Annotated in this window: 21 protein-coding genes; 13 read left to right on the forward strand and 8 right to left on the reverse strand. The window is 58.8% G+C overall.

Annotated features, from left to right (window positions below; all coding sequences use genetic code 11):
* The first annotated feature begins 132 nt into the window (after window positions 1–132).
* From HT136_RS24570 to HT136_RS24590, 5 genes are all read left to right on the forward strand, one after another.
* Window positions 133–327 carry a Tn3 family transposase gene (locus tag HT136_RS24570; protein WP_425516917.1) on the forward strand — a complete coding sequence of 65 codons (195 nt, stop codon included), beginning with the start codon at window positions 133–135 and terminating at the stop codon, window positions 325–327.
* Window positions 328–447: 120 nt separating this feature from the next.
* Complete coding sequence (locus HT136_RS24575; protein WP_242405079.1) at window positions 448–1,107, forward strand: DUF7146 domain-containing protein; 660 nt, start codon at window positions 448–450, stop codon at window positions 1,105–1,107.
* Entirely contained in the window at window positions 1,104–1,748 is a 645-nt protein-coding gene (locus HT136_RS24580; protein ID WP_242405080.1) for a hypothetical protein, read from the forward strand. The genes HT136_RS24575 and HT136_RS24580 overlap by 4 nt, the downstream gene beginning before the upstream one ends.
* Before the next feature lie 67 nt (window positions 1,749–1,815).
* Entirely contained in the window at window positions 1,816–2,142 is a 327-nt protein-coding gene (locus HT136_RS24585) for a single-stranded DNA-binding protein (protein WP_039396059.1), read from the forward strand.
* 346 nt (window positions 2,143–2,488) lie between these two features.
* On the forward strand, window positions 2,489–3,481 hold the full coding sequence (locus HT136_RS24590; protein WP_343222312.1) for an ArdC family protein: 993 nt from the start codon (window positions 2,489–2,491) through the stop codon (window positions 3,479–3,481).
* Window positions 3,482–3,632: 151 nt separating this feature from the next.
* On the opposite strand, the gene HT136_RS24595 is transcribed toward HT136_RS24590, so the two are convergent.
* On the reverse strand, window positions 3,633–3,974 hold the full coding sequence (locus HT136_RS24595) for a hypothetical protein (RefSeq protein WP_144401054.1): 342 nt from the start codon (window positions 3,972–3,974) through the stop codon (window positions 3,633–3,635).
* Window positions 3,975–4,476: 502 nt separating this feature from the next.
* Here HT136_RS24595 and HT136_RS24600 point away from each other — a divergent pair.
* The gene (locus tag HT136_RS24600; protein ID WP_214202483.1) at window positions 4,477–4,872 is read left to right on the forward strand and encodes a DUF3768 domain-containing protein; all 396 of its coding nucleotides are present in this window, start codon (window positions 4,477–4,479) and stop codon (window positions 4,870–4,872) included.
* A 73-nt stretch (window positions 4,873–4,945) separates the two neighbouring features.
* Complete coding sequence (locus tag HT136_RS24605) at window positions 4,946–6,718, forward strand: ParB/RepB/Spo0J family partition protein (RefSeq protein WP_246544401.1); 1,773 nt, start codon at window positions 4,946–4,948, stop codon at window positions 6,716–6,718.
* A 59-nt stretch (window positions 6,719–6,777) separates the two neighbouring features.
* Here the strand turns inward: HT136_RS24605 and HT136_RS24610 are convergent, their stop codons facing one another.
* The 5 genes from HT136_RS24610 to HT136_RS24630 are packed head-to-tail and all read right to left on the reverse strand — an operon-like array spanning window position 6,778 to window position 15,107.
* Window positions 6,778–9,585 (reverse strand): TrlF family AAA-like ATPase, encoded by a 2,808-nt coding sequence (locus HT136_RS24610; RefSeq protein ID WP_039396069.1) that lies wholly within the window; start codon window positions 9,583–9,585, stop codon window positions 6,778–6,780.
* A gap of 8 nt (window positions 9,586–9,593) precedes the next feature.
* Entirely contained in the window at window positions 9,594–12,530 is a 2,937-nt protein-coding gene (locus tag HT136_RS24615; RefSeq protein ID WP_052322700.1) for a DEAD/DEAH box helicase family protein, read from the reverse strand.
* A complete protein-coding gene (locus HT136_RS24620; protein WP_214202485.1) occupies window positions 12,527–14,416 on the reverse strand; it encodes a DNA methyltransferase in 1,890 nt (629 codons plus the stop codon). The genes HT136_RS24615 and HT136_RS24620 overlap by 4 nt, the downstream gene beginning before the upstream one ends.
* 58 nt (window positions 14,417–14,474) lie before the next feature.
* The gene (locus HT136_RS24625) at window positions 14,475–14,807 is read right to left on the reverse strand and encodes a HigA family addiction module antitoxin (RefSeq protein ID WP_039396075.1); all 333 of its coding nucleotides are present in this window, start codon (window positions 14,805–14,807) and stop codon (window positions 14,475–14,477) included.
* A gap of 9 nt (window positions 14,808–14,816) precedes the next feature.
* Window positions 14,817–15,107 carry a type II toxin-antitoxin system RelE/ParE family toxin gene (locus HT136_RS24630; RefSeq protein WP_039396078.1) on the reverse strand — a complete coding sequence of 97 codons (291 nt, stop codon included), beginning with the start codon at window positions 15,105–15,107 and terminating at the stop codon, window positions 14,817–14,819.
* A 389-nt stretch (window positions 15,108–15,496) separates the two neighbouring features.
* Here HT136_RS24630 and HT136_RS24635 point away from each other — a divergent pair, with 389 nt between their 5' ends.
* The 5 genes from HT136_RS24635 (at window position 15,497) to HT136_RS24655 (ending at window position 18,053) form a co-directional block, all read left to right on the forward strand.
* Window positions 15,497–15,619, forward strand: coding sequence for an Arc family DNA-binding protein (locus HT136_RS24635; RefSeq protein ID WP_084592319.1), 123 nt, complete (start codon window positions 15,497–15,499; stop codon window positions 15,617–15,619).
* Window positions 15,616–16,194 carry a recombinase family protein gene (locus tag HT136_RS24640; protein ID WP_039396081.1) on the forward strand — a complete coding sequence of 193 codons (579 nt, stop codon included), beginning with the start codon at window positions 15,616–15,618 and terminating at the stop codon, window positions 16,192–16,194. The genes HT136_RS24635 and HT136_RS24640 overlap by 4 nt, the downstream gene beginning before the upstream one ends.
* 311 nt (window positions 16,195–16,505) lie before the next feature.
* Window positions 16,506–16,844 carry a single-stranded DNA-binding protein gene (locus HT136_RS24645; protein ID WP_039396084.1) on the forward strand — a complete coding sequence of 113 codons (339 nt, stop codon included), beginning with the start codon at window positions 16,506–16,508 and terminating at the stop codon, window positions 16,842–16,844.
* Window positions 16,845–17,092: 248 nt separating this feature from the next.
* The gene (locus HT136_RS24650) at window positions 17,093–17,761 is read left to right on the forward strand and encodes a ParA family protein (protein ID WP_039396087.1); all 669 of its coding nucleotides are present in this window, start codon (window positions 17,093–17,095) and stop codon (window positions 17,759–17,761) included.
* On the forward strand, window positions 17,754–18,053 hold the full coding sequence (locus tag HT136_RS24655) for a chromosome partitioning protein ParB (RefSeq protein WP_084592320.1): 300 nt from the start codon (window positions 17,754–17,756) through the stop codon (window positions 18,051–18,053). The genes HT136_RS24650 and HT136_RS24655 overlap by 8 nt, the downstream gene beginning before the upstream one ends.
* Window positions 18,054–18,124: 71 nt before the next feature.
* Here the strand turns inward: HT136_RS24655 and HT136_RS24660 are convergent.
* Both HT136_RS24660 and HT136_RS24665 read right to left on the reverse strand, forming a co-directional pair.
* A protein-coding gene (locus tag HT136_RS24660; protein WP_085997526.1) for an IS3 family transposase occupies window positions 18,125–19,296 on the reverse strand; the annotation gives its coding sequence in 2 pieces (ribosomal slippage) (window positions 18,125–19,032 and window positions 19,032–19,296; 1,173 coding nt in all).
* Window positions 19,297–19,633: 337 nt separating this feature from the next.
* Window positions 19,634–20,674 (reverse strand): IS110 family RNA-guided transposase, encoded by a 1,041-nt coding sequence (locus tag HT136_RS24665; RefSeq protein ID WP_039396099.1) that lies wholly within the window; start codon window positions 20,672–20,674, stop codon window positions 19,634–19,636.
* 157 nt (window positions 20,675–20,831) lie between these two features.
* On the opposite strand from HT136_RS24665, the gene HT136_RS24670 reads away from it, so the two are divergent.
* A complete protein-coding gene (locus tag HT136_RS24670) occupies window positions 20,832–21,212 on the forward strand; it encodes a hypothetical protein (RefSeq protein ID WP_039396102.1) in 381 nt (126 codons plus the stop codon).
* Window positions 21,213–21,606: the final 394 nt, after the last annotated feature.

Consider the following 21,606-nt stretch of genomic DNA (forward strand, 5'->3'; position numbering starts at 1 on the left):
CATTTGGCATTGGCCCCTCGGTCATGACCGAGGCCATGGACGTGCTCAATCAGCATTTTGCCAATGCTGCCTGATCCCCAGACGGGGTGACGCTGCCCGGCCGTCACCAATGTTTGCAACAGAGCCGTCTATATGGACAGGGCCGCCCAGCATCTCCAATCATCCGGCGGCACCTTCGATGATGCGCTGCTTGCCCATCTCTCGCCGATGGGCTGGGTGCATATCAGTTTGACCGGCGACTATCTGTGGCAAAGGGCAAACCGGCTCTCCCCTGGCGAGTTCCGCACCCTCAACGATCCCATGGCCCGCTTCAAACTCGTGGCATAGCCAGTGTTCTCATTATGTCCGCCAAATCGTTGTCTGGCGCACAAACCTTGAGGTGACGCCTTCCACTGCTTTGCCGGATGCTCCCAAGACGAGATCCTGGCCGCGCTCAAGAACCGACAGATGAATCCGGCGATCACGGGCCGAGATACTCGGCCGCCTGAACCAGCGCGTGACCTGACACCCTTGTGCAAGCAGCTTTGGGATTACACGCTTCCCCTGCAAGGCACGCCCGGCCAGCTCTACCAAGAGCAGCGCGGTATCGGACATTCTCGCGCCGGCCGCTTCGCGCCAGGCGCGATAACCTATGAGGGCGGGAGCAAGCTGCGCTTGCCCGCCTTGATCTTGCCCATGACTGAGGGCCGCGAATTGCGCGCGCTCCTGCGGATCTTCCTCGACAGAGACGGTAGGAAATCTTCGCAACTCGACGAGCCGAAGCGCACGTTGGGCGATCCACGCGGCAGTGTCGTGCAACTCGGCGCACCCGCCAGCGACACCATGAACCTGGCCGAAGGATTCGAGGACGCAGAATCCGCTATTGTCCTCAACAACCTATCGGGTTGCGCCGCCGTCTGCGGCGTTGAACGCTACGCCAGCATCTTCATTCCCGATCACGTTCGCCGCGTCGTGATCTATTCGCAGCACGGAAGGGCCGCGGCCGATGCCATCGAGCGCGGGTCCGAAAACCTCACTGCGAACGGCCGCGCCCTTGAAATTGTCTCTCCCCCGCCGCGTTGCGATTGGAACGATGCGCTTATGGCCAAGCTGAAAGCGCGCGCGTGAGAGCAACCGCGCTCTTGGGCGGCCTAGCGTTTGTCGCGGTCGCGGCCTGGTGGAACCATCCGCAGGACCGCAAGAGCTTTGGTTGCTCCGACTTCGCGCCGAGCAGCGTGTGCGCGGCCGGAACCGGCCTTGTTCAGACCATGAACGGCGTCGACAGCGCTTTCATCACGCCCGACAGGCTCCCGCCCAAGGGCGTGCCCGGAGCGATCGACCCCGCCGTGACCCAGGAGAACATAGATCGGACTATCTGCCGACCGGGCTACGCCCGCTCGGCCCGCCCCGCCTATGCAATCACCGGCCCGTACAAGCGCCGCCTCATGGATCAGCAGCATCCCGGCCAAAGCATGGCCGACTACGAGCTGGACCACCTTATTCCAATCTCGATTGGCGGTGCGCCGTTCAATGAAAGGGATCTCTGGCTTCAGCCCCGAAAGGGCCGCGCAAACGCCAAGGATAAGAACGATCTCGCCTATGTCCTGTGGCGCCTGGTCTGCCGGCACGAAGTGCCGCTTGCGACCGCCCAAAAGGCAATCAGCGAGAACTGGATTGCGGCTTACCAAACCTACGCAACGCCTCAGAACATCGCGAAGTATCACTTCCGGCATGGCAACGAGGTCGTCGCAGGATCGTCAACTAAATGAAATTTTAATCCATCTTAAATTGACAACCCGGCGAGGGCGCCGCGCACTGCCTGAAAGGAAGACCTCGATGCCGCAGAACATCGCTGAATTTCGGATTATCGGACGTATCGGAAAAATCCGTCCTTTGGAGAAGGTTACCTATGTCAGCGTGGCGTCGAACTACAATCGCAGGGACGGGGACGACTGGAAGACCGATACGCATTGGAACAGCGTCGTATGCTTTCCGAAGATCGCCGCCCAGGTCGAGAACGCCGAGGAAGGCGACCTTGTTCATATCACCGGGCGGACCCGCGAGAACAGCCATTCGGGGGACGCTGGGATCGTCTACAAGACCGAGCTGATCGCGGATTCCTTCTCGATCCTGGCGCGCAAGATGGGCGAGCAGGACAACTAAAACGGGGAGGAGCGGGAGCGGCCTGCCGGCACGGCTCTATCTCCGCTTCGCTCCGACCGAACCCACGAAGCGGTTTCGGCCTATTCAGGTCACGATACTCGCTCGAAGTGGAGGCCGCGCTAGCGCGGCCTTTTTCGTTTGTCAGTCTCAAGGGGGGCGGCCTCCCCCCTTCCCGGCAAGGGCCGGGCCGTCTTCGCGCGCCAGGCGCGCTGCGCTTGGCTCACGCGTGGGTGTCCCCATCCTTCCGTCCGCTGCGCTCCCGTGCAGGACGGGTGATCCCCCTCCCCCGCGATCGGCCCTCCGGTGCCGGTTCAACCCCCCCGGCTTCGCCAGCGGGCAGAAGCCGATGGACGCCATCGCCTTCGGCTCCATGAGGAAAAAGGGGAACCAGCACATGACCCGCAAGACCAAGACCACCCGCCACAACACCGCCCCGCGCGCAGACGTGTACGAGGAAGTCACCAACCAGATTATCGACATGCTCGAAGAGGGCACCCGTCCGTGGTCGCCCCGTTGGGCATCGGGCCTTGCCTCTCTTCCGCGTCGTCACGAGGGCACCGCCTACCGGGGGATCAATATCCTTTTGCTTTGGACCGCCGCCATGACGCGCGGCTACGCCAATCCCTATTGGATGACCTACCGCCAAGCCGCCGAGCTGGGCGGGCAGGTCCGCAAGGGCGAAAAGGGCAATCTTGTCGTTCATGCCGGAACCTTCACCCCCAAGGACGGCGAAACCGGCGAGCCTGTCACCAACAGCGAGGGCGAGGAAGCAACCCGCAAATTCCTGAAGCGCTATGTTGTGTTCAACGTCGAGCAGATCGACGGGCTCGATATGTCCAAGTATCCCGCGCCTGCCGTCGAAATGAAGAACCGCGACGAGCGCGATACGGAGCTGGACGACGCCTTTGCCCGCTGGCCGGTCCCCTACGCCGAGGGCGGCCCGAGCGCTTTCTATGACCCTGCCGCCGACCGTATCCAGATGCCCGCCTTTGGTGACTTCGAAAGCGGCAACGCTTTCTATGCGACCCTTGCGCATGAGGCCGTGCACAGCACCGGGAGCGCCAAGCGCCTGGCCCGCGAAACCTTGCGCGATTACAGCAAGGCCCGCGAAATTCGCGCCGAGGAAGAGTTGATTGCGGAGATCGGCGCCGCGATGCTTTGCGCGCAGCTTGGCATGGAGCCGACCGAGCGCGAGGACCATGCCGCTTACGTGGCGTCTTGGTTGACCGCCCTGCGGAATGATAAGCGGGCCATTTTCCGCGCTGCCAGCGCGGCACAGGCTGCCAGCGAATTGATCCTGTCCCATATGGATGCGCCTGTGCAGACGATCGCCGCGTGAGGGAGATCCCGAGGGCGGCGGCACAGCCGTCCTCGAAATGCGGGTATGCGGAATTTCGGGCGTTTTGGGGCCTAAAACGCCCGAAATATGCCCTTTTTAAGGCGAAATCGCGCCTCCTTACAGGCTGTTTATAGCGCCTGCGTGTGGAGGTCTAACGCGATCTGGAAGAGCGAGAACCGAGATCAAGAGAGATTGCGTTGACGCCTGGAGCAACTGTCTCGCGTGGTTCTCTACCCGTTTCCATCGTAATCCATTGCCGCCCGTAAGTGCGGGCCACCAGATAGAAAACGGAACCGTAGCAACCGACAACCATGCACTTGTCGCGCAGGTCGATCGGGGAGCCGTGCGAGCCAAAGCGCAAAATCTGGATCGACACGTCCACCCGCTGTTGCATCCCGCAGCAGCGGCACTGCGATCGCGCCAGCGCGTTCGTGCGCGCCAGCTCGCCCCAGGTTGAGGCCCAACGAGGGAAAAGGGAGGCAATTTCGGTCATGGGATGAGCCTAGCAATCCGGCTCGACACCGTCCATGATGCCTGTTGCGCCAAGCCACTGGCGGAAAAAGAAAAGGCCCACCTTTCGGCGGGCTTTAATTTCCTTTGGCGATGAGGGGAACGGGAGCGACCTTGCGGCACGGCTCTATCTCCGCTTCGCTCCGACCGAACCCGTATGCCACGGTTTCGTCCCATACGGGTGACGATCCTCGCTCATAGATGCGGCGGCGCGGCCGCCAGGCTTGCCTGTCCGACTAAGGAGGGGGCGGCCTCCCCCTCCCTGCCCAAGAGCCGGGCCGTCTTCGCGCGGCAGGCCGCGCTGCGCTTGGTGATCGCGGCGGTATCCCCACCCTTCCTTCGCTGACGCTCCCGTGCAGGGCGGGTGATCCCCCTCCGCCGCGATCAGCTCTCCATGTGCATTCCCACCCCCCGGCTTCGCCAGCGGGCAGAAGTCGATGGACGCCATCGCCTTCGGCTCCATCAGGAAAAAGGGAAACAAGCACATGCCAGATTTCGCAAAAATGTCCGACGACGAACGCGGGGAATATGCAGCGCGCGTTGCCACTCTCAACGATGAACTGCGGGCCGACCTTAGCAATCCCCAGCGTGGGCGCGTGGTGCTGACCCAGGGCATTCGCGCCCTGATCGAGGATACGGACCTTTCGCCGTTCTGGATCGATACCGCCGCCCTGCTGCGCATCGTGCGCGATTTTGCCGATTTCAGCGAAGACAACGACCCCCATGGTGAGCGCGACTTCGGGGCGTTCGAGTGGAAGGAAACCCGCTGCTTCTGGAAGATCGATTGCTACGACGCCGCGCTTGAGGGTGGATCGCACGACCCGGTTGATCCGGGTGTGACCTGCCGCGTCATCACGATCCTTCGCGCCGACGAATACTGATCGGCCAGCATCGAGGGCGGCGCAGCCGTCGCCCTCGCTTCTCCCCTATTTTCGAGGATTTTCGACCATGACCATGACTCTCAAGTTGTCGCAGCTCCGCCTTTCCCCCCTCAACGTCCGCAAGGTCGAGCCGACCGGGATTGAGGCTCTGGCCGACGACATTCACGCGCACGGCCTCATCCAGAACCTTGGCGTTTACGAGGAAGGCGGCAAGTTCTGGGTCTTTGCTGGGGGGCGCCGCTTTCGCGCGCTCGAGTTGCTCAGGAAGCGCAAGGACGTGACTGCTGCCTTTCCTGTCCCCGTCATCATCAAGGACAAGGCCGAGGCCATCGAGCTTTCGCTGGTGGAGAACACCCAGCGCGAGAACATGCACCCTGCCGATGCCGTCACTGCGTTCGCCCAGCTTCGCGATGAAGGCGGGATGAGCGCCGAGGATATTGCAGCCCGCTTTGGCTACAGCACCGGCCATGTCGCCAAGTTGCTGCGCCTTGGCAGTCTGGCCCCTGCCCTTCTGGAAGCCTTCGCTGCCGACAAGATCGGCATGGAAGCCGCTCAGGCGCTCACCATGAGCGAGGATCATGCCGCACAGATCGAGGCATTTGAGCGTTGTGGCAACAGTCCCGCCGCTATCCGCCGCGCTCTGACGACCGAGAAGGTTCGCACCGATTCATCGACCTTCTGCTTTGTCGGTCTGGAAGCCTACGAGGTAGCGGGCGGCACGATCACCCGCGACCTGTTTGGAGAGACGGGGTATGCCGATGATCTAGCTTTGCTGGACGAACTGGTTTCCGCCAAGCTGGAGAGCATTCGGGCCGGGTTCGAGGCCGAGGGTTGGAAGATCGTCGAAGTTGCCGCCGAGGCTCCCCACGACATTTACAGCCGTGGCTATCTGCGCCCCGAGACGCGCGAACCGACCGACGAGGAAGCGGCCCAGCTGGCCGCGCTCGATGCTCAGATTGAAGCATTGGAAGCCGAAGGCAGTGAGGACAGCGAGGAAGCCGCCACGCTGTTTGAGCAGCGCAATGCTTTTACGGAAGGCTTCGAGGCGTTCACTGACACGCAGAAGGCCAACGGCGGGGTTTGTGCCTATCTCGGCTACAAAGGCGATTTGGTCCTTCGCCACTGGACCGTTTACGTCGAGCGGCCCAGCGCCAAGGCCGAAGAATCCGGTCCTTATGCCGCTAGCATGATTGAGCGGCTGACAGCCATCCGCACGATGGCATTGCAACAGGAAGTTGCGGCGCAGCCTGCCCTTGCTCTCGACATTCTGCTGGACAGCATGGCCGCGCAGTTGCTCCACGGCCTGCACAGCTACAACCTTGCCGCCGACATTCATCTGACCGTAACCCGCCACACGGTCGAACAGGACATGCTGGATGGCAGCCGTCTTGCCGTCCTTCCTGCCCAGCTTGTCGAGCGGTTCGCGGACATTCCTGCCGATGGCCGTTTCGAGGCAATCCGCGCGATGGATGAGGCTGACAAGATGCAGTTGCTTGCCGCACTGGTCGCGACCACGCTCAACGGCACGATCTTCAATCACGGCGGGATCGGTGCCCGGCAGGCCACTGCCGACAAGTACGGCGATGCCGCTGACCTCGATCTTCGCCAGCACTGGACCCCGGGCCAGACCTTTTTCGACCGGCTCAAGAAGACGAGCCTGCTGGCAATCCTGGCCGATGAATGCGGCGAGGATGCCGCCGGGAATTGTGCCAAGATGAAGAAGGGCGACCTTGCCATTGCCGTTAACGAGCGGCTTCCCGTTGGCTGGCTGCCCGAACCTGCCCGCCGCTTTACACCTCTTCCCGAGCAGCCCACGGACGAAGGCGAAATGTCCAAGGTTGCTTAATGTGCTGGCCGGTGGCGCAAACGCGCCACCGGCCTCTTTTTTTGGCGGTGACGTGAAAGCTAAAATCCATATTTCTCGCGCCGTAAGCGAAACGCATTCTCGCCACCTTCCATGATCTGCTTGATCGCTTCGCGGGCGTCGGGAATGTCGATTGCGCCCTGCCCTTTGATCGTGCCACGAGATTGATCGTCGCTATTGCGATAGCCAAACCAGATGACCAGCTCGGCATCGCCGTTCACAACGAGATTGGCGTTGTGGCTGGCAAACACGATCTGGCGAATTCGCTTCGCAGCCCATAGCTGTTCGACAATCTGCAACATGACAGGGTTGTCGAGGTCTTCCTCGGGCTGATCTACAATGAGCGGAGGACCGGGCTGATTGAGCAAAGTGCGCAGCAACGCGGTCGCCTGTTGACCGGCAGACGCATTCTTGAAGGGTATATAGTCCGCCTCTTTGGCGCGAAATTCATAGACCGGCACCGACTTGATGGGCGTCAGGGCGAGCGAGAGCCAGGTTTCGGGCTTGAGATACTGCGCCATGCGATCAAGCTGGTCGAGTTTCAGGCCTGCCGCTGTCAGTGTTGGCGCAGCAGGGCGTTCCTCGGCAACCGCATTCCCCGGCTCGAATTCAGCCAGCTTTTCGAGTTCGCCGAGCACTTTCAGCCACGTCATCTTGGGGGCTTCGGCAGTGACGATATACTGCCCCAAATCCTCGATTTTGGCAGATTGGACGCGCGAGCCGGTGAGGTTCTGCCGGAGCAGATCCACGAACGCGCTCGCATCGGCATAGGGTTTTAGGGTCACACGAATTGCGCCCTCGGAACGCTCGGTCAATGCCTCGCCTTCGCGGGTTAGCAGAGCATCGCGCTCTTCCTGCGCCGACAACCACTCCCCTCGCGCGGTATCGAACAGCGTTCCGGCAGATTTCAGAGACGCCAGAGTTTCACGGGTGCGGGTAGATTCCGCAGCCAGTTCCGCCGCGCGGGCTTCCAGATTGCGCAGTTGTTCGAGCCGTTCACGATGCGAAGAAGAGCGTTCGACCGCCTCATTATAGCGCGCCCTGAAAGCCGCGTATTTGGTGTCCCACTGCGTCCAGGGGGCATCCGCTTCCGGTGCAGGTTCAGCGATGGCTTCCGCTGACTGCGACAGAGTGTTCAAAGCCGTCTGCGTTTCCGAAAGGAAATTCGCATAGGCCTGCCGTGCCGCCTGCAATATCGCCGCTTCGGCTTCCGGCTTATCGGGTGCGACAGGCGACAAAGCGCCGGCTTGGTCGGTGACGATCTGCGCGAGTTCATCGACTTTGCGTCGGATGGTTTCGGCCGATGCCTGCCAACGCTCAACCTCGGTGTTGGCGTTGGAATAGTCATTGGCCTGATCGAGCGTTTGGCGATCTGCATCGGACAAGCCGGTCAGCGACTGCTTCAGGCTTTCCGCTTGGCCGGTGATCGACTGGTGTTCGAGAACACGGTTGGCAAGCGTGCGGTTGAGTTCGTTAAACCGCTGCCGGGTCGCAAACGTCTCGCGCATGTTGTTGGCGCGATCAGCTGCCTTCCGGTCAAGGCGATCGAGGTCGCCCTTGATTGGCGCGGTGATGAAACGGGTCAGTTCGTCGATGCGCACACTGACATCACTCAACTGCTTCTGGCTGTAAGCCTGAATCGGCAGAAGCGTGCGGACTTCCTCTTCCGAGCACGGTCGGAATTCCTCGCGCCCGATCTTCATCTGCACAGCGCCGTCAAGGCTTGAACGACGCACCACATGCGAAACGCCGTTGAGCATGTAGGTGACGGTGACGCCCTCCCCCAAGGGCTTCAAAGTCTGCTCGATCAGTCGGGCACGGCGAGACTGATAATTCGGGGTATCATCATCGACATTCGACGGGGGCTGATCGCAGAGCGCCCACCGTACATATTCAAGGACGGTCGATTTGCCCGTCCCGCGACCACCGATCAAGGCGCTGTATTGGGGGTTAAGCTCGGCATCGAGCGGGCCGAGAAACTTGGAATTGCCGATGCTGACCGAGGCAATGTAGGTTTCAGGGACGTGTGGCGTGTCGAGGGAAATGCGCGATTCCTGCGCAAGGCAGGCCTGACGAAGAGCTTCCGCCGTTGGTGTCGCCCACTTCACCCAAGTTGAGGGTTTGCCGAGAAACTCATGATCTGATCGGCGTGCATCGGATGTCTGAATGCAGGCGACACGCTTTCTGCCCCATTGCGGGTCTTTCCCGGCAATGCGGTTTTTGACGCCGGCGCTAAGCTTGCTGAATTCGCCGTCGGAGTAACCTCCCACACAGGGCATCTCGGCATACTTCCCCTGCTGGCCATTTCGGAAAATAGAGTGCTTGCCCTCGTCGGTGAGGTTCGGAAAAACAATGTAACGTCCACGCAAAAAGGCGTGCTCGTCGAGCTTTTTATAAAGGTCGCCAAAGGACGTAATTCCGTCCATTCTGACGACTGGATTGATAGCCTTTGGCTGCGAAACGTCGTTTTGGTTTATGGCTAAGGCGACCGTAATGAGCGGCAGCATATCGTCAGGAAAATCGGCATCGAAGATTAGCAAGGCTTGGCATGGAACTCCCAAAGTGAGTTCCATGCCAGGGAAAACGATAATTCTATCAGTCTCGCTTACCGGATTTCCCAGTCCATCAAGCTCTTCGCGGGCGGCCTGTCTAATGAAGGGGACGAAGGCCATACAATGATGGTCCGTGACGGCGATCGCATGAATGCTTTTTTCTCGGCATCCTGCGATTAACGTCTTTGCGTAAGCTAAACGATCTTCATCAGTCGTTGGAACTGGTCCGGTCCAAGCCGCATCTCGCGGCGTATGAATCTGAAAATCGCATTGAAAGAAGTGCGCGCCCCTATCCATTGATCCCCCTAAAACGCGAATTTCGGCTGCGTTTTCTCGTCCACTGGCCGCAGCTTGGCGTAGGCGAGTAGGTCAGCGATTGAGCCACCCTTATCACGCCATCCGTAGAATGTGTCTTCGCCGAGCAGGACATAATGCCATTCGGCATTGCTGCGATCATCCTCGGACAACTCGTTGATGCGATCGCACCAAGCCACGGCGGCTTTGCGCTTCCGCTTCACATTCGGGGAGGACAGCTGCCCCTGCGCCTTGGTTTCGACAAGGTAGATCGTCTCGCCACAGCGAACGAAAAAGTCGGGTGAATAGAAGGCGGGCAAGCCGTCTTCCTTCACATAGCGCAGGCGCGCGAAGGTGTGCTTCTGTTCGTTGATCTTGCAGAAGGCATCGACACTGCCATCCTTCTCGCAGGTTTCCATAAAGGCCTGTTCGAGGCCGCCGTTGCGGGAGGGGTACGGCAACCGCAAATAGATCGCCTTGTTAACGGCGAGGGATGAACCTTCGCGCATGGCGAGTTTCGGCACTTCCGAAAGGCGGCGATGCGCAACCTCGGCGTCGGCCACGAGCACAGATTCTTCGGCTTCAAGGATCGAACGCGCCCAGACCTTGATGATGTGTTCGGTCACGGCGTCGATCAGCAGGACGCGCCAGTTTTCATCATCGAGCGGCACAAAGTCGCGGTCAAACAGGCGGGTGCGGATGTAGGTGTCGAGACCTTCGGCCAATTCGGCGCGATTGATCTGGATGTAGGGGAATTTCGCGGCGTTGGCGAAGGTCTTGGAGCTGGACGTGGTGTCGGTCAGCGTGACCGCCTCGGTGATCCGGCGCGTGATACGGGCGAGATAGTCGTTGTAGCCGGTGGCGGTCATGACGCCGCCCTGGACGCGATAGTCGCCGAAGCGCGTCTTTGCCTGCACGTCCTCGGAATGGAAGCGGTCGCCGTGTCCGAGCTGCTTCTTCAGCTGATCGAGCGAGAACGCGCCGAAGGATTCGAGGCCTGACGGGTCAATCTGCGCGTCAGCCAATTCCTCCACTCGATCCCGCAGGATGAACGGGATCGCGAAATCGTAGCCCTCATAATCGTCGCGCAGGCCGACCGAAATCAGGTCGCCGGTCGAGCTGCCATTGCTGTCATCATCGTCGTCCTCTTCGGCGGCCAGGCCGTCATTGATGAGGTCGTCGTAGAAGTCCTGAAAGGCCGGGTGCTCGACGATCGACAGGATGTCGATCATGTTGGCGGGGGTCTTGCCGGTGGCGATCATCTGGCGGTTTTCCCGCTTGATGTCGTCATATTCGTTGCCGCGCCACATGAGGCGCAGGCCGCGGCCGATCGTCTGTTCGAGCAGGATGCCCGCGGTCGAGGCGCGCAGCGGCACAATGACGCAGATATTGTTCACGTCAAAGCCTTCGCGCAGCATCAGGACGCTGACGATCACACGCGGCGAAGCATGGCGATCGACATCGAACAGGCGTTCACGCAGCTGCTTCCAGTCATCGGGCTTCAACTCGCCCTTGCGGTTGGAATCTACCCGCAAAACCTCGTCATCCGATAGGCCTTCATCGCGCATGAAATCGGCGACAAGGGGGGTGACGGAGGTGTCCTCGCAAACCACCAGCATCTTCGGATGCTTGTCGGGATCGAGGTCGGCGAAATCGGCTTCGAGTTTGCGCAGCTTGGTCAGTCCGGCGCGCAGCATGATGCGCTGCCCTTCGGACAGCATAGGGTCGCCGTTCTCGTCACGGTCGGCCTTGAAATCGAGTTCGTCGTTGCTGAGCGCCCCGATCTCGGATCGCTTGTCGAGCACGAGCGATTTGACCAAGCCTGCGCGCATGGCCGTCTTGAGGTCGAAATCGACGATGATGTGAGGGAAGTAGGATTTGCGGGAATTCCGCCCCGTGCCGACTTCGTTGTAGGGCGTGGCGGAGAAGTCCACCTGAATGAAGCGGTGCGCCTTAGGGGCAGCAATCAGGTTGAGGCTCTTCTGCCACTCGACCTCTGTCACCTCCCCTTCTCGCTTGAATTCGTGGATGTGGTGCGCCTCGTCGTTGAAGACCATCAACGAAGGCAAATCCTTGAGATAGGTCAGAATGCCGCCGCGCTCGTAGCGGCGGTTAAGGACATTGAGGTCATTGCCTTTGCTCGTACCAGGTGTCAGCGGAAGTACGCTTTCGACTACCTGCTTGGGATCGATCTCTTCCCCTGGCGCATCGATGTCCTCGTCTTCAAGCGGCTCGCCTTCCTCGGACAGGACATGCCAGTTGGCGATGGCGATGATGCCGCCAGCGGTGACTTTGCGGCCGATGTCTTCCTTCGGGCAAATAGCACCCTGCACGAACCGGAAAACCTCATCCCGATAGGCATCGGGAATGAACAGCTCCTGGAAGATGGCGAGGTCGGAAATGGAAAAGTCACGCTTGCCGTCGCGTTCTTTTCCCATGAAGGCGTCGAGCAGGCGGTCGTAAACGATCAGGCCCGGCGCAACGACAAGGAAGTTGCGGGTGTAGCGTTCACTGTCGGGATCTCGGTGCGCGTTAAGTACCTGCCAGACCATGAGAGCTTGCAGCACCCAGGTCTTGCCCGTGCCGGTCGCCATCTTCATGCAGTATTTCGGATAGGCGTTTTTCGGGGCGCGGATCACTTCGGCATCGCGCGCACTGGCAAGCATCACATCGGGCGCGGCCGCCTGATAGAGGTCTTGCAACGTGGTGACGCCAAGCACCTCATGGGCATAGATGGTGTTAAGCAGCGCCTGACGCTGCCCCGGATGAAAATTGAAGCGCCGCGCGTCCTGAAATTCCGTCTGAAACCACCATTTGAGCAATTCAGCCGTCATCGACGACACCTGATCGAGGATCGGCGCCTCGCCAGTTTCCAGTCCGGCGCACGCTTCCTCGACCTGCGCAGAAAGTCCCTGGGCGAGCGAAAGGCTATTGATCCCCGCCATCATGCCACCTCGATCGTAGCTTCGGCTTCAAATCCGAACACATCGACTACACGGACGCATACCCGCCGCTTGCCTTCCTTTTTTGGCAAACCCGTGATCTGTGCCTTTCTTGTGACCCTATGGGGATCATTCTCATTGTTTCCGCGATAATCCTGCCAGACGGAGCGAAACACCTCGCCATCATAGTCGGGATCGACACTCCAATATTCGATCAGGGCAAGCGGATCAGCATTGACGACTTTTTCCAGCTTCTCGCGGTTCTTCTCATCAAGGTTGAGAGCTTCCGGCGAGAGGAGGACATAATTGTCGAGCGCAACGGTCAGCGTTTCTTTGTCGCCGGTCACCTTCCGTTTGACGTTGCCAAGTTTCAAATATTGCAGCGAAGAAAACCTTACCTCGTCCGGTTTGAGCTTTTTGCCCTTCTTTTTCAAACGATCGAGCAGGTCAGGCGGAATAACGAGTACTTCCAAGCTGTCACCCTGCCCCAAGGCCTCGATGTCATGGCCGATGGTCGGTGAGAAATTCCAGCCCAGGATAATAACCTTGTCCCAACCTCCCATGAGGTTGTCGCGGATTTCGATGGCGCGGCGCAACGTGGCCAGGCCGGTCATCTTGTTCGGGCTGTCGGCAAGAACAAGCGTCTTGCTGCCCTGCAAGCGCCCCATATTCTTATTGGGGTTTTCTTCCGCAGGAAGCGGCAACGCCCCATAAAGACCGAGCACAATTTCTGCGAGGTCGCCGATCCGAAAGCGGCTACCCAACGTCGAACGCATCTGTTCGACCTGATAATCACCGATATGCTGATAGAGAAAAGGCCGTGCATCCTGATCGATCAGGCGCTTCCGGGTCATCATGCACGCAGGTTTACCCAGGTCGGAGGCAAGCCAACGTCGCCCAAGCCTTTCAGCTACAGATGCGGTCGTCCCCGATCCAACAAAGAAATCGGCCACAAGATCGCCTTCATTTGAAGCAGCGGCTATGACCGTTTCAACGACAGTTTCAGGCTTTTGCGTTTTATATCCAAGGTTTTCAGTCTTATCAGCCGGTTGAAGCATCGACATATACCAAACGTCATCGACGCCTCGATCCTCTGCCTCAATATAGATAAGATTACCATCGTCATCACGGGCATTGACGAGCTTTTGCTTTTCCTTGCTCCAAACGCGCTTTAGCTGCCGCTGCTTCTCGACGCGTTCTTCCTTGATTTTGTTAAAGGTAAACGTCTCACCATTACGATACCAATAAATAACATCATGGTTTTTCGGGAAGTGCTTCACGTTCCCCTGCATCTTATTGTAGTAGTGCCACACAATTTCATTGATAAAATGATCGCGACCAAAAATTTCATCAAGGGCGATTTTTACATAGTGGCCTACGTGCCAATCAAGATGCACAAGAATAGAGCCTTCCGGCTTGAGGAGCTCCTTCATGAGATAGAGCCGGGGAATAATCATCTTGAGATATGATGTGGTGCCTTCCGCCCAAGTATCTGTGTAGGCGAATTGCTCAAGAACCGTAGGGGATTGATCTAACGCCGCACCCAAGATTTCTATGCTGGAACGATAGTCAGCCTTACTGTCATACGGGGGGTCAATGTAGATAAGGTCAACCGCTCCTCGAAATGATACTCCCTCATCTTCTCCCGCCAAAAGCGTAGCCATTGCCAGAAGATTGTCACCATAGATTAGCCGGTTCGGGTGCTCATCTTGTTCGGTCTTTGCCTTTTTATTTTTAAAAAGGTCTTCGATATTAGTATCCCGCGAGGGAACAACCAGTTCTCGCGTCTGCAAACCGAGACGGTAGTTGCTCTCGGCCCGCTCCATAACACGCTCGGCCTCGCGCTTGCCTTCCGCAACGATGGACGGCAGCTGTTCGAGCAAACTTTTCATTCAAATATCCCCCTGCCCGCGCCGGTGGCGCGGCATGTCGTAATCACGTTGTTCTCTATCAGACCAGTGCGGGCTGCGGGTCGAGCGGCTTGCCCTGGAAAGGCGCGACATTGATTTCCCCGGCCCGCTTGCGGGCTTGGGCAATGTCATAGCTGTTCTGCATCCGCATCAGCGTTGCCATCGACACACCGAACGCCTTCTCGATCCGCACGGCCATTTCCGGTGAAAGGTGCGCGCGTTCGTTGAGCAATGTCGAAAGCGTTGCTCGCGTAACGCCAAGAACCTCGGCGGCATCCGTCACGGACAGGCCGAACGGTTCGATGATTTCATGCTTGATGAAGCCGCCAACGTGGGGCGGGTTCTTCATCCGAATTCCGTCAAGTGCTGCCATGACCACCTCCTAATGGTAATCCTCGTAATTGAGGTCGATGATCTCGATCTCGTTCTGGTCGATCTTGAATGTGAGCCGCCAATTTTTGGTGACGAACAGACTCCATGTGCCTTTCCGATCACCGGTCAACAGGTGGGCTTTCCAACTGGGAATGGTACGAATTTCCTCTTCGCTATCCATATCCTGAAGGAAGCCGATCATGCGGCGTAGCTTCGGCACTACCGCTTGATCCAGACCGCGCTCATCGTCATCGACCACAAGGCGGCGCAACCCTTTGTGGATCACATTCCTGATCTTCATGTGTTGTCAGTACTCGCCCTTGCGTTCGGTGTCAAGTGACGCCATACACAGCGAGGTTGTTCATATGATGCTCGGATGGTGGCGTGCTTGATCAAGATGGCCCTCAAGGAAGGCGCAAGGTGAAAAGCCTCTCACCCGGATCGCCGTAAGCGCGGGCGGAGGTAGGTAATGGTGGGCTTCAGAATCAGTCAACAAAACGGTCGTTTAGTTGACTGACAACTCCTGCAAAATTCAGGCGCGCAGGAGTGGCTCATTTCCGCGCATTGTGCACTGCACAAAATCTGCGAATTTTTCGGTAGTCAACTTATCTGAAAAAATGTCCATCTAAGTTGACAGAATTGTCCATTCCGTTCAGATTTGAACAAATCAAGAACCGGAAGGATACTGACATGACCCATCAGTTCATCGTTCGAATGCCGCCCGGACTGCGTTCTGCTCTCAAGGAGCGCGCGGTCGAAAAACACCGCTCGATGAACGGGCAGGCCATCTATGAAATTGAGGCGGCCCAATGAAGCTGGGATATGCACGCGTCAGCACCGGCGAGCAGAACATGCGATTGCAGATCGACGCGCTTCGCGCAGCGGGTGCGGAGCGGATATTTGAGGACCATGGCGTCTCCGGCTCAACGGTCTTCAAGCCTGCTTACACCGAAATGCTGAAGCTCGCCCGGGCTGGCGATGAGATCATAGTCTGGCGCCTGGATCGCCTGTCGCGCTCGCTCGTGACCCTCATCACCGAGCTTCAGTTACTCGGTGAATTGAAGGTAGGATTTCGGTCCTTATCCGAAGAGCTTGAAACGGTGACGCCAGCGGGGCGCCTGTTTTTCCATATGGTCGGCGCCTTCGCGCAGTTCGAGCGTGACGTCATTCAGGAACGTACTAACGCGGGTCTTCTCGCGGCTCGAAACGCTGGCACGAAGCTGGGCCGCCCCCCGGTGATGGACGATGCGCGTTGGAAGCAGGTCAAGGAGCTGATCGAAGGCCCCGCTGCTATGAAGGTATCGGCGGTCGCGAAGCTGGTCGGCGTGACGCGCCAAGCGATCTACAAGCGGCTCGATGCCGAGAAGAAGGCGGCTGAAGTCGCTTAGTCATCCCCTGCCCTTCCCTGTACTGAAGTCGGTTCCATCTCGGCCATTCTCCCGGTCGGATCACGATGCCTGTGCGGTGGCAAGCGGGTTCCGTAATCGCACGACAAGGCTGTGTCCTTCGCTTCGTTGCTGTTTGACGCATTTGGTGTCCTCGCTTTCCTAAGCGGGCCTGAGCCTTCGGCCCCAAGCAGAAAAGCGGCGCGTAGCGCCTACGGTTTCCGCGTTGCGGACCCTCCGTTTTTCAGCTTGCCCGCGTCAGGCGGTCCACCTCTCGAATTGCGTCAGCAACTTGAGAGCGAAGGATAAAGACCATGCAGAACATCGCAGAATTTCGGATCATCGGTCGCGTCGGCAAGATCGAGATCAAGGACAAGGTTGCGTTCCTTGATGTGGCGGCAAATTACAGCCGCAAGGTCGATGACCAGTGGGAAGACGACCCGCACTGGAACCATCTCACCCTCTTCGGCAAGAACGTCGAGCGGGCGAAGAAGATCGGCAAGGGCGACCTTATCCACGTCACCGGCCGCGTCCGCCAAAGCAGCTTTGAGCGTGAGGGCCGACGCGAGTACCGTGTTGATCTGATCGTCGAGCGCTTTGCGGTTCTGGTCCGTAACGGCGGCCAAGAGGATCGTGACCACGAGGACGATTGACCGGATAAGGGCGGCGCGGTGCGCCGCCCTTATCCGATATTCCTAATTACCTGGTATTGAAAAATACCAGATTTGTCGGACAACCGGGTATATTTCAAAATCTGGTTTTTTAGAAAACCCGGTCTTGTCAAAAACCGGGTATTTTATTAAACCCGGTAATCTGTAATACCGGGTAAGCGTTCAAAGCCGCTTCCGATTATCCGGTAATTCTAAATACCAGATAACCTTAAGCGGTTTGAGGACAGACAATGCCGACCATAGCTATCGCGTCGCCCAAAGGTGGGGCGGGTAAGAGTACCACCGCCGTAATCCTGGGGACCGAACTGGCTCATGCTGGCGTACCAGTGACGATGCTCGATTGTGACCCGAACAAGTCACTCACCTTATGGGCGGCGCGTGGGACAGTGCCCGACCGGATAAAGGTTCTGACTGACATTACCGAATCCGACATTATCAAGACCATTCGCGAGCACGACCGCGATGGGCAGATTGTCATCGTTGACCTTGAGGGTGTGGCATCACGCCTTATGTCACGCGCGATCTCCCAGGCCGACCTCGTGATCACGCCCATGCGTGCCACAACCCTTGATGCCATGATCGGAGCACGCACGATCGCGCTCATTCAAGAAGAAGAGGAGGCGTTAGGGCGCTCCATTCCGTTTGCGATTGTCTTCACCATGACGAAGGCTGTCCGATCGAAGCAACATTCGGGGATCGAAGCCTCATTGAGCGATCAGGGTGTTGACGTGATCAAGCCCGAACTGATGGAACGAGCGGCCTTCTCAAGCTTCTTCGAGTTCGGCGGAGATCTCTACTCGATGCCGGCGCAAGGCAAAATCGAGAACGCGCAAGAGAACGCTTCTGCGTTCGCGAAAGCCGTGTTTGAGCGACTGGTAGGGGAGGGGGCTGATGCCTGAGGACAAGCCTTTCAGCATCAACGTTGGGCAACTTAAGGCGAGGCCAAAGCAGGCCGATCAAAGCCGCGTCGAGGCAGTCGACAAGGCCGCGGCCGAACATGGCTTCGTCCAGCGCGAACCTGGCGGGAGGCGTGGACGGCCTAAAAGTCCGAGGACAGGGCAGGTCCATGCCAAAGTGCTTCCGAATGTCGCTGATGAAATCTCGCAAGAAGCGCAGCGTCGGGGGGTAACTCAAGGTGTGGTTATTGAGGAGGCTTGGGCCGCGTACCTCGAAAGCAACGGAAGGCGCTGACAAAGAAGGAGTGAGGTGGTCCCGCCTTCCTGTACAGGTTTGCGGCTAAGTTAAGCTCATCCGGTTGTTGTTTACGCCGCCATTCTGGTGATCAGATCATGGGGGGCATGCCCCCCATGATCTGAAGCGTCGATTTGCCCATATGCCTCTGCCGGGGTTTTGCCTGCAAGGCGTGAGTGAGGCCGGTGATGGTTGTAATAGGCGAACCAGCGGGACAGGCCTGCGCGCAGTTCGGAACCCGTCTCGAAGGCGTGCAGATAGACGCACTCGTACTTCACCGAGCGCCACAGGCGCTCGATGAAGACGTTGTCCATCCAGCGCCCCTTGCCATCCATGCTGATTTTCACTTCGGCCGCCCGCAGCACGCCGGTGAAGGCCTGCGAAGTGAACTGGCTGCCCTGATCGGTGTTGAAGATGTCCGGCTTGCCAAAGCGGGCCATGGCATCCTCCAGAGCCTCGACGCAAAAAGCCGCGTCCATGGTATTGGACAATCGCCAGGCCAGCACCTTGCGGGTGGCCCAATCCATGATCGCAACGAGATAGAGGAAGCCTCGGCGCATCGGTAGATATGTCACGTCCGCACACCACACCTGATTGGGCCGCTCGATCTTCATGTCCCGCAGCAGATAGGGATAAATCCGATGCTCCGGGTGCGGATCGCTCGTGCGCGGGCGCTGGTAGATCGCCGCCAGCCCCATCTGCGCCATCAGCCGTCGTACCCGGCGGCGGCCCACCGCATGACCAAGCCGCTGCAGGTGCCGCACCATCTGCCGGCTGCCGTACCACGGACAGTCCATGAACGTCTCGTCGATTACCCGCATCAGCGCCAGCGTCTCCTCGCTCTGAGGCGCAGGCGTATAATAATAGGAAGACCGGCTGATCGACAGCAGGCGGCACTGCGCCGCGATCGACAGGCGCTGGTGAGCAGGCTCGATCAGCAATCGCCTCTGGCCCGCGCTCATCGACCGGAGGCTTTCGCCAAAAAATCCCGCTCCACCAGCAATTGCCCGATCTTGGCATGCAGCTTCTCGATTTCCGCTTCGGTCTCCGTCTTCGACGCCTGCTCACCGCCGTCGAACAGGCTGGCCATCCCGTCCACCGCCTGACGCTTCCATCCCCCGATCATCGTATGGTGGACGCCGTGCTTCGCAGCCAGTTCCGCCAGCGTCAGTTCACCACGGATCGCCTCCATCGCAACTTTCGCCTTGAATTCCGCGCTGTAGCGCTTTCTCGTCTTCTTCATTCCCGTCCATTCCTTAGGTCGGGATGAGCTTAACACCCTGTCCAGATTTCCAGCACCATATGTGGACGGCTCCCTCTTGCAAGGGCTGTGCGGAGAATTTGATCGGATCGCTTGCGTCCATATGTCCGGCCTGTGGGTGCGACCGCACATGGTCGCTGGCCAAGATGGTTTCCGCAGCATGAGTTCCAAACACCTCAGCGGCCTCGAACGGCCATTGGTGCCGATGGAATGCCACACGCCTTGGATCGATCGATCGCACCATCTGCTCAATTCCTGCAAGATTTGGCATCAGCTCAGTACGATAGCAAACGGCTGCTCATCGTGCCTGGCCAATCTCTCACGCTGCCACTGCCGGCGGCGATAGTTCTGCTCTTCGATATTGCTCACCGCTCACCATCAGTTTCCAGGCGATTCTCGCGATCTTGTTGGCGAGCGCCACCGCAACGAGTTTGGGCTTCTTGCGTTCGAGCGATCCCAAGAGCCAGACAGAGGCATTCTTGCCTCCGGTACGGCGGACGTGCTGAACAACGGCGGTGGCTCCTACCACGAGTGTACTGCGCAAGAGCTCATCACCGGCTCGTGTAATGACCCCGAGCCTGACTTTGCCGGCAGTCGAATGATCGCGGGGTGTCAAACCGATCCAGGCCGCAAAGTCTCGCCCGGATTTAAACTGTTGCGGGTCTGGGGTTTTCATCATTAGCAATGAGGCGCCGATTGGGCCGACGCCGGGAATTTTTGCGAGCCGTTGGCTACATTCGTCATTGCGGTGCCATTCCATGACCTGGGCTTCGACCCGCTCGATTTCCATCAGGAGCTGCGAATATTCCCTGCCATGAAGCGCAAATAATTCCCGTGCCAGTTCCGGGATCGCCTCGTCCGCCGCGATGCGTTCGAGCAGGGGCTCGATCCGGCACATGCCCGTTGCTGCGGTAACTCCGAACTCTGCCGCAAAGCCACGGATGGTGTTGGCGAGCTGCGTGCGTTTCTGAATGAGCCTGGTACGCATCGCTATGAGCATGAGGGCGGCCTGCTGCTCTACGCTCTTAGCCGGCACAAACCGCATTGTGGGGCGGCTCATCGCCTCGCATAGCGCTTCTGCATCGGCCGCATCATTCTTGCCGCGCTTGACGTAAGGTTTTGCCAGTTGCGGTGCGATCAACCTCACTTCGTGACCATACGAACCGAGAAGACGCGCCCAGTGGTGCGCGCTGCCGCAGGCCTCGATGGCGACGACAGTCGGTGGCAACTTCTCGAAAAACCGGACCATCTCCCGGCGCGTCAGCTTCTTGCGCAAGACCGGCTGTTCTGCCGAATTGACACCGTGCAGTTGAAAAACGTTCTTTGACGTATCCATCCCTATGCGAATAATCTGTTCCACGGGCGGCTCCTTCATGTGAGTCCTACAACGAAATCACCTTGGCACATTGCGATGCCGCTGGGAGCCGTCCAACCCAACACCTCAGAGCGAGGGCAGCAGTCGGGTGCAACCGACCGCCGCCCTCTGATCACAACCGCAAAACAGGAGTTTGCGAATCATGACTGAAAACGACCTAGCCGGGTATCTGCGTCCACGCGAATCCGAATGGACCTTAGCCCTGGAACGCTATCGCGATGCGTGCGCGGTGATGCGTTGTGTGATCGATCAAGCCGAAGCGGAAGGGAAGGACCTTCCGCCTGGACCTGAAGATGCTCACGAAGCGGCAGCGCGTGCCTTGATCTTAACTCCCGGAACGCACCTCCTGCATGTTGCGCAGAAAGTGCGAGCCCTGGACAACCTGCTCGGCTTGTCGGCAAACTGGCCCGGTCTAGCCGATGTTTTGATCCATGATCTGATGCAGCTCATCGGCACTAGCGATGGTGAGCAGGCGTTCTTGCCAAACTCAATCATGTTCATGCCGACGAGGACTGTCGCTTGATCTGGCATCTGGAAGCGCGATGCGGAGCCTATGCTTCCCGGATCGCGCTTCCTTCCCGTCGTGCACCGCAGGCGCATGGTGAGTTATGTCGCGCCATATGAGTGGGCCGACCATAGGCAGCGACCACATCAAGGCAAACACGAACGCCTTTCGCACGGACACGAAAACTGCCGTGAATGGGAGCGCGACAACTCCGATAAGAAGCCAAAGGAACGATAGCGCGGCCATGTTCGTGGTGCCCCTTTCAAAGCGGCCCTAAGCCCGATGAGCGTACCCATCCGGTGAGCCCCGCCTTGTCCGGTGAGTGAACGACCGGTCTTAAGAGCGCTCGTATGAGCGAGCTTAGGAGCGCAGCATGGGGCAGATTACGGTGATGACGGGGCCGGAGCGGCGG

Source organism: Novosphingobium profundi (assembly GCF_018491765.1).
Lineage (GTDB): Bacteria > Pseudomonadota > Alphaproteobacteria > Sphingomonadales > Sphingomonadaceae > Novosphingobium > Novosphingobium profundi.

Coding starts and splice junctions, on each gene's coding strand:
- HT136_RS24570 (WP_425516917.1), top strand. CDS start 133: ATGGACAGGGCCGCCCAGCATCTCCAATCATCCGGCGGCACCTTCGAT.
- HT136_RS24575 (WP_242405079.1), top strand. CDS start 448: ATGAATCCGGCGATCACGGGCCGAGATACTCGGCCGCCTGAACCAGCG.
- HT136_RS24585 (WP_039396059.1), top strand. CDS start 1,816: ATGCCGCAGAACATCGCTGAATTTCGGATTATCGGACGTATCGGAAAA.
- HT136_RS24590 (WP_343222312.1), top strand. CDS start 2,489: ATGGACGCCATCGCCTTCGGCTCCATGAGGAAAAAGGGGAACCAGCAC.
- HT136_RS24595 (WP_144401054.1), bottom strand. CDS start 3,974: ATGACCGAAATTGCCTCCCTTTTCCCTCGTTGGGCCTCAACCTGGGGC.
- HT136_RS24600 (WP_214202483.1), top strand. CDS start 4,477: ATGCCAGATTTCGCAAAAATGTCCGACGACGAACGCGGGGAATATGCA.
- HT136_RS24605 (WP_246544401.1), top strand. CDS start 4,946: ATGACTCTCAAGTTGTCGCAGCTCCGCCTTTCCCCCCTCAACGTCCGC.
- HT136_RS24610 (WP_039396069.1), bottom strand. CDS start 9,585: ATGGATAGGGGCGCGCACTTCTTTCAATGCGATTTTCAGATTCATACG.
- HT136_RS24615 (WP_052322700.1), bottom strand. CDS start 12,530: ATGATGGCGGGGATCAATAGCCTTTCGCTCGCCCAGGGACTTTCTGCG.
- HT136_RS24620 (WP_214202485.1), bottom strand. CDS start 14,416: ATGAAAAGTTTGCTCGAACAGCTGCCGTCCATCGTTGCGGAAGGCAAG.
- HT136_RS24625 (WP_039396075.1), bottom strand. CDS start 14,807: ATGGCAGCACTTGACGGAATTCGGATGAAGAACCCGCCCCACGTTGGC.
- HT136_RS24630 (WP_039396078.1), bottom strand. CDS start 15,107: ATGAAGATCAGGAATGTGATCCACAAAGGGTTGCGCCGCCTTGTGGTC.
- HT136_RS24635 (WP_084592319.1), top strand. CDS start 15,497: ATGACCCATCAGTTCATCGTTCGAATGCCGCCCGGACTGCGTTCTGCT.
- HT136_RS24640 (WP_039396081.1), top strand. CDS start 15,616: ATGAAGCTGGGATATGCACGCGTCAGCACCGGCGAGCAGAACATGCGA.
- HT136_RS24645 (WP_039396084.1), top strand. CDS start 16,506: ATGCAGAACATCGCAGAATTTCGGATCATCGGTCGCGTCGGCAAGATC.
- HT136_RS24650 (WP_039396087.1), top strand. CDS start 17,093: ATGCCGACCATAGCTATCGCGTCGCCCAAAGGTGGGGCGGGTAAGAGT.
- HT136_RS24655 (WP_084592320.1), top strand. CDS start 17,754: ATGCCTGAGGACAAGCCTTTCAGCATCAACGTTGGGCAACTTAAGGCG.
- HT136_RS24670 (WP_039396102.1), top strand. CDS start 20,832: ATGACTGAAAACGACCTAGCCGGGTATCTGCGTCCACGCGAATCCGAA.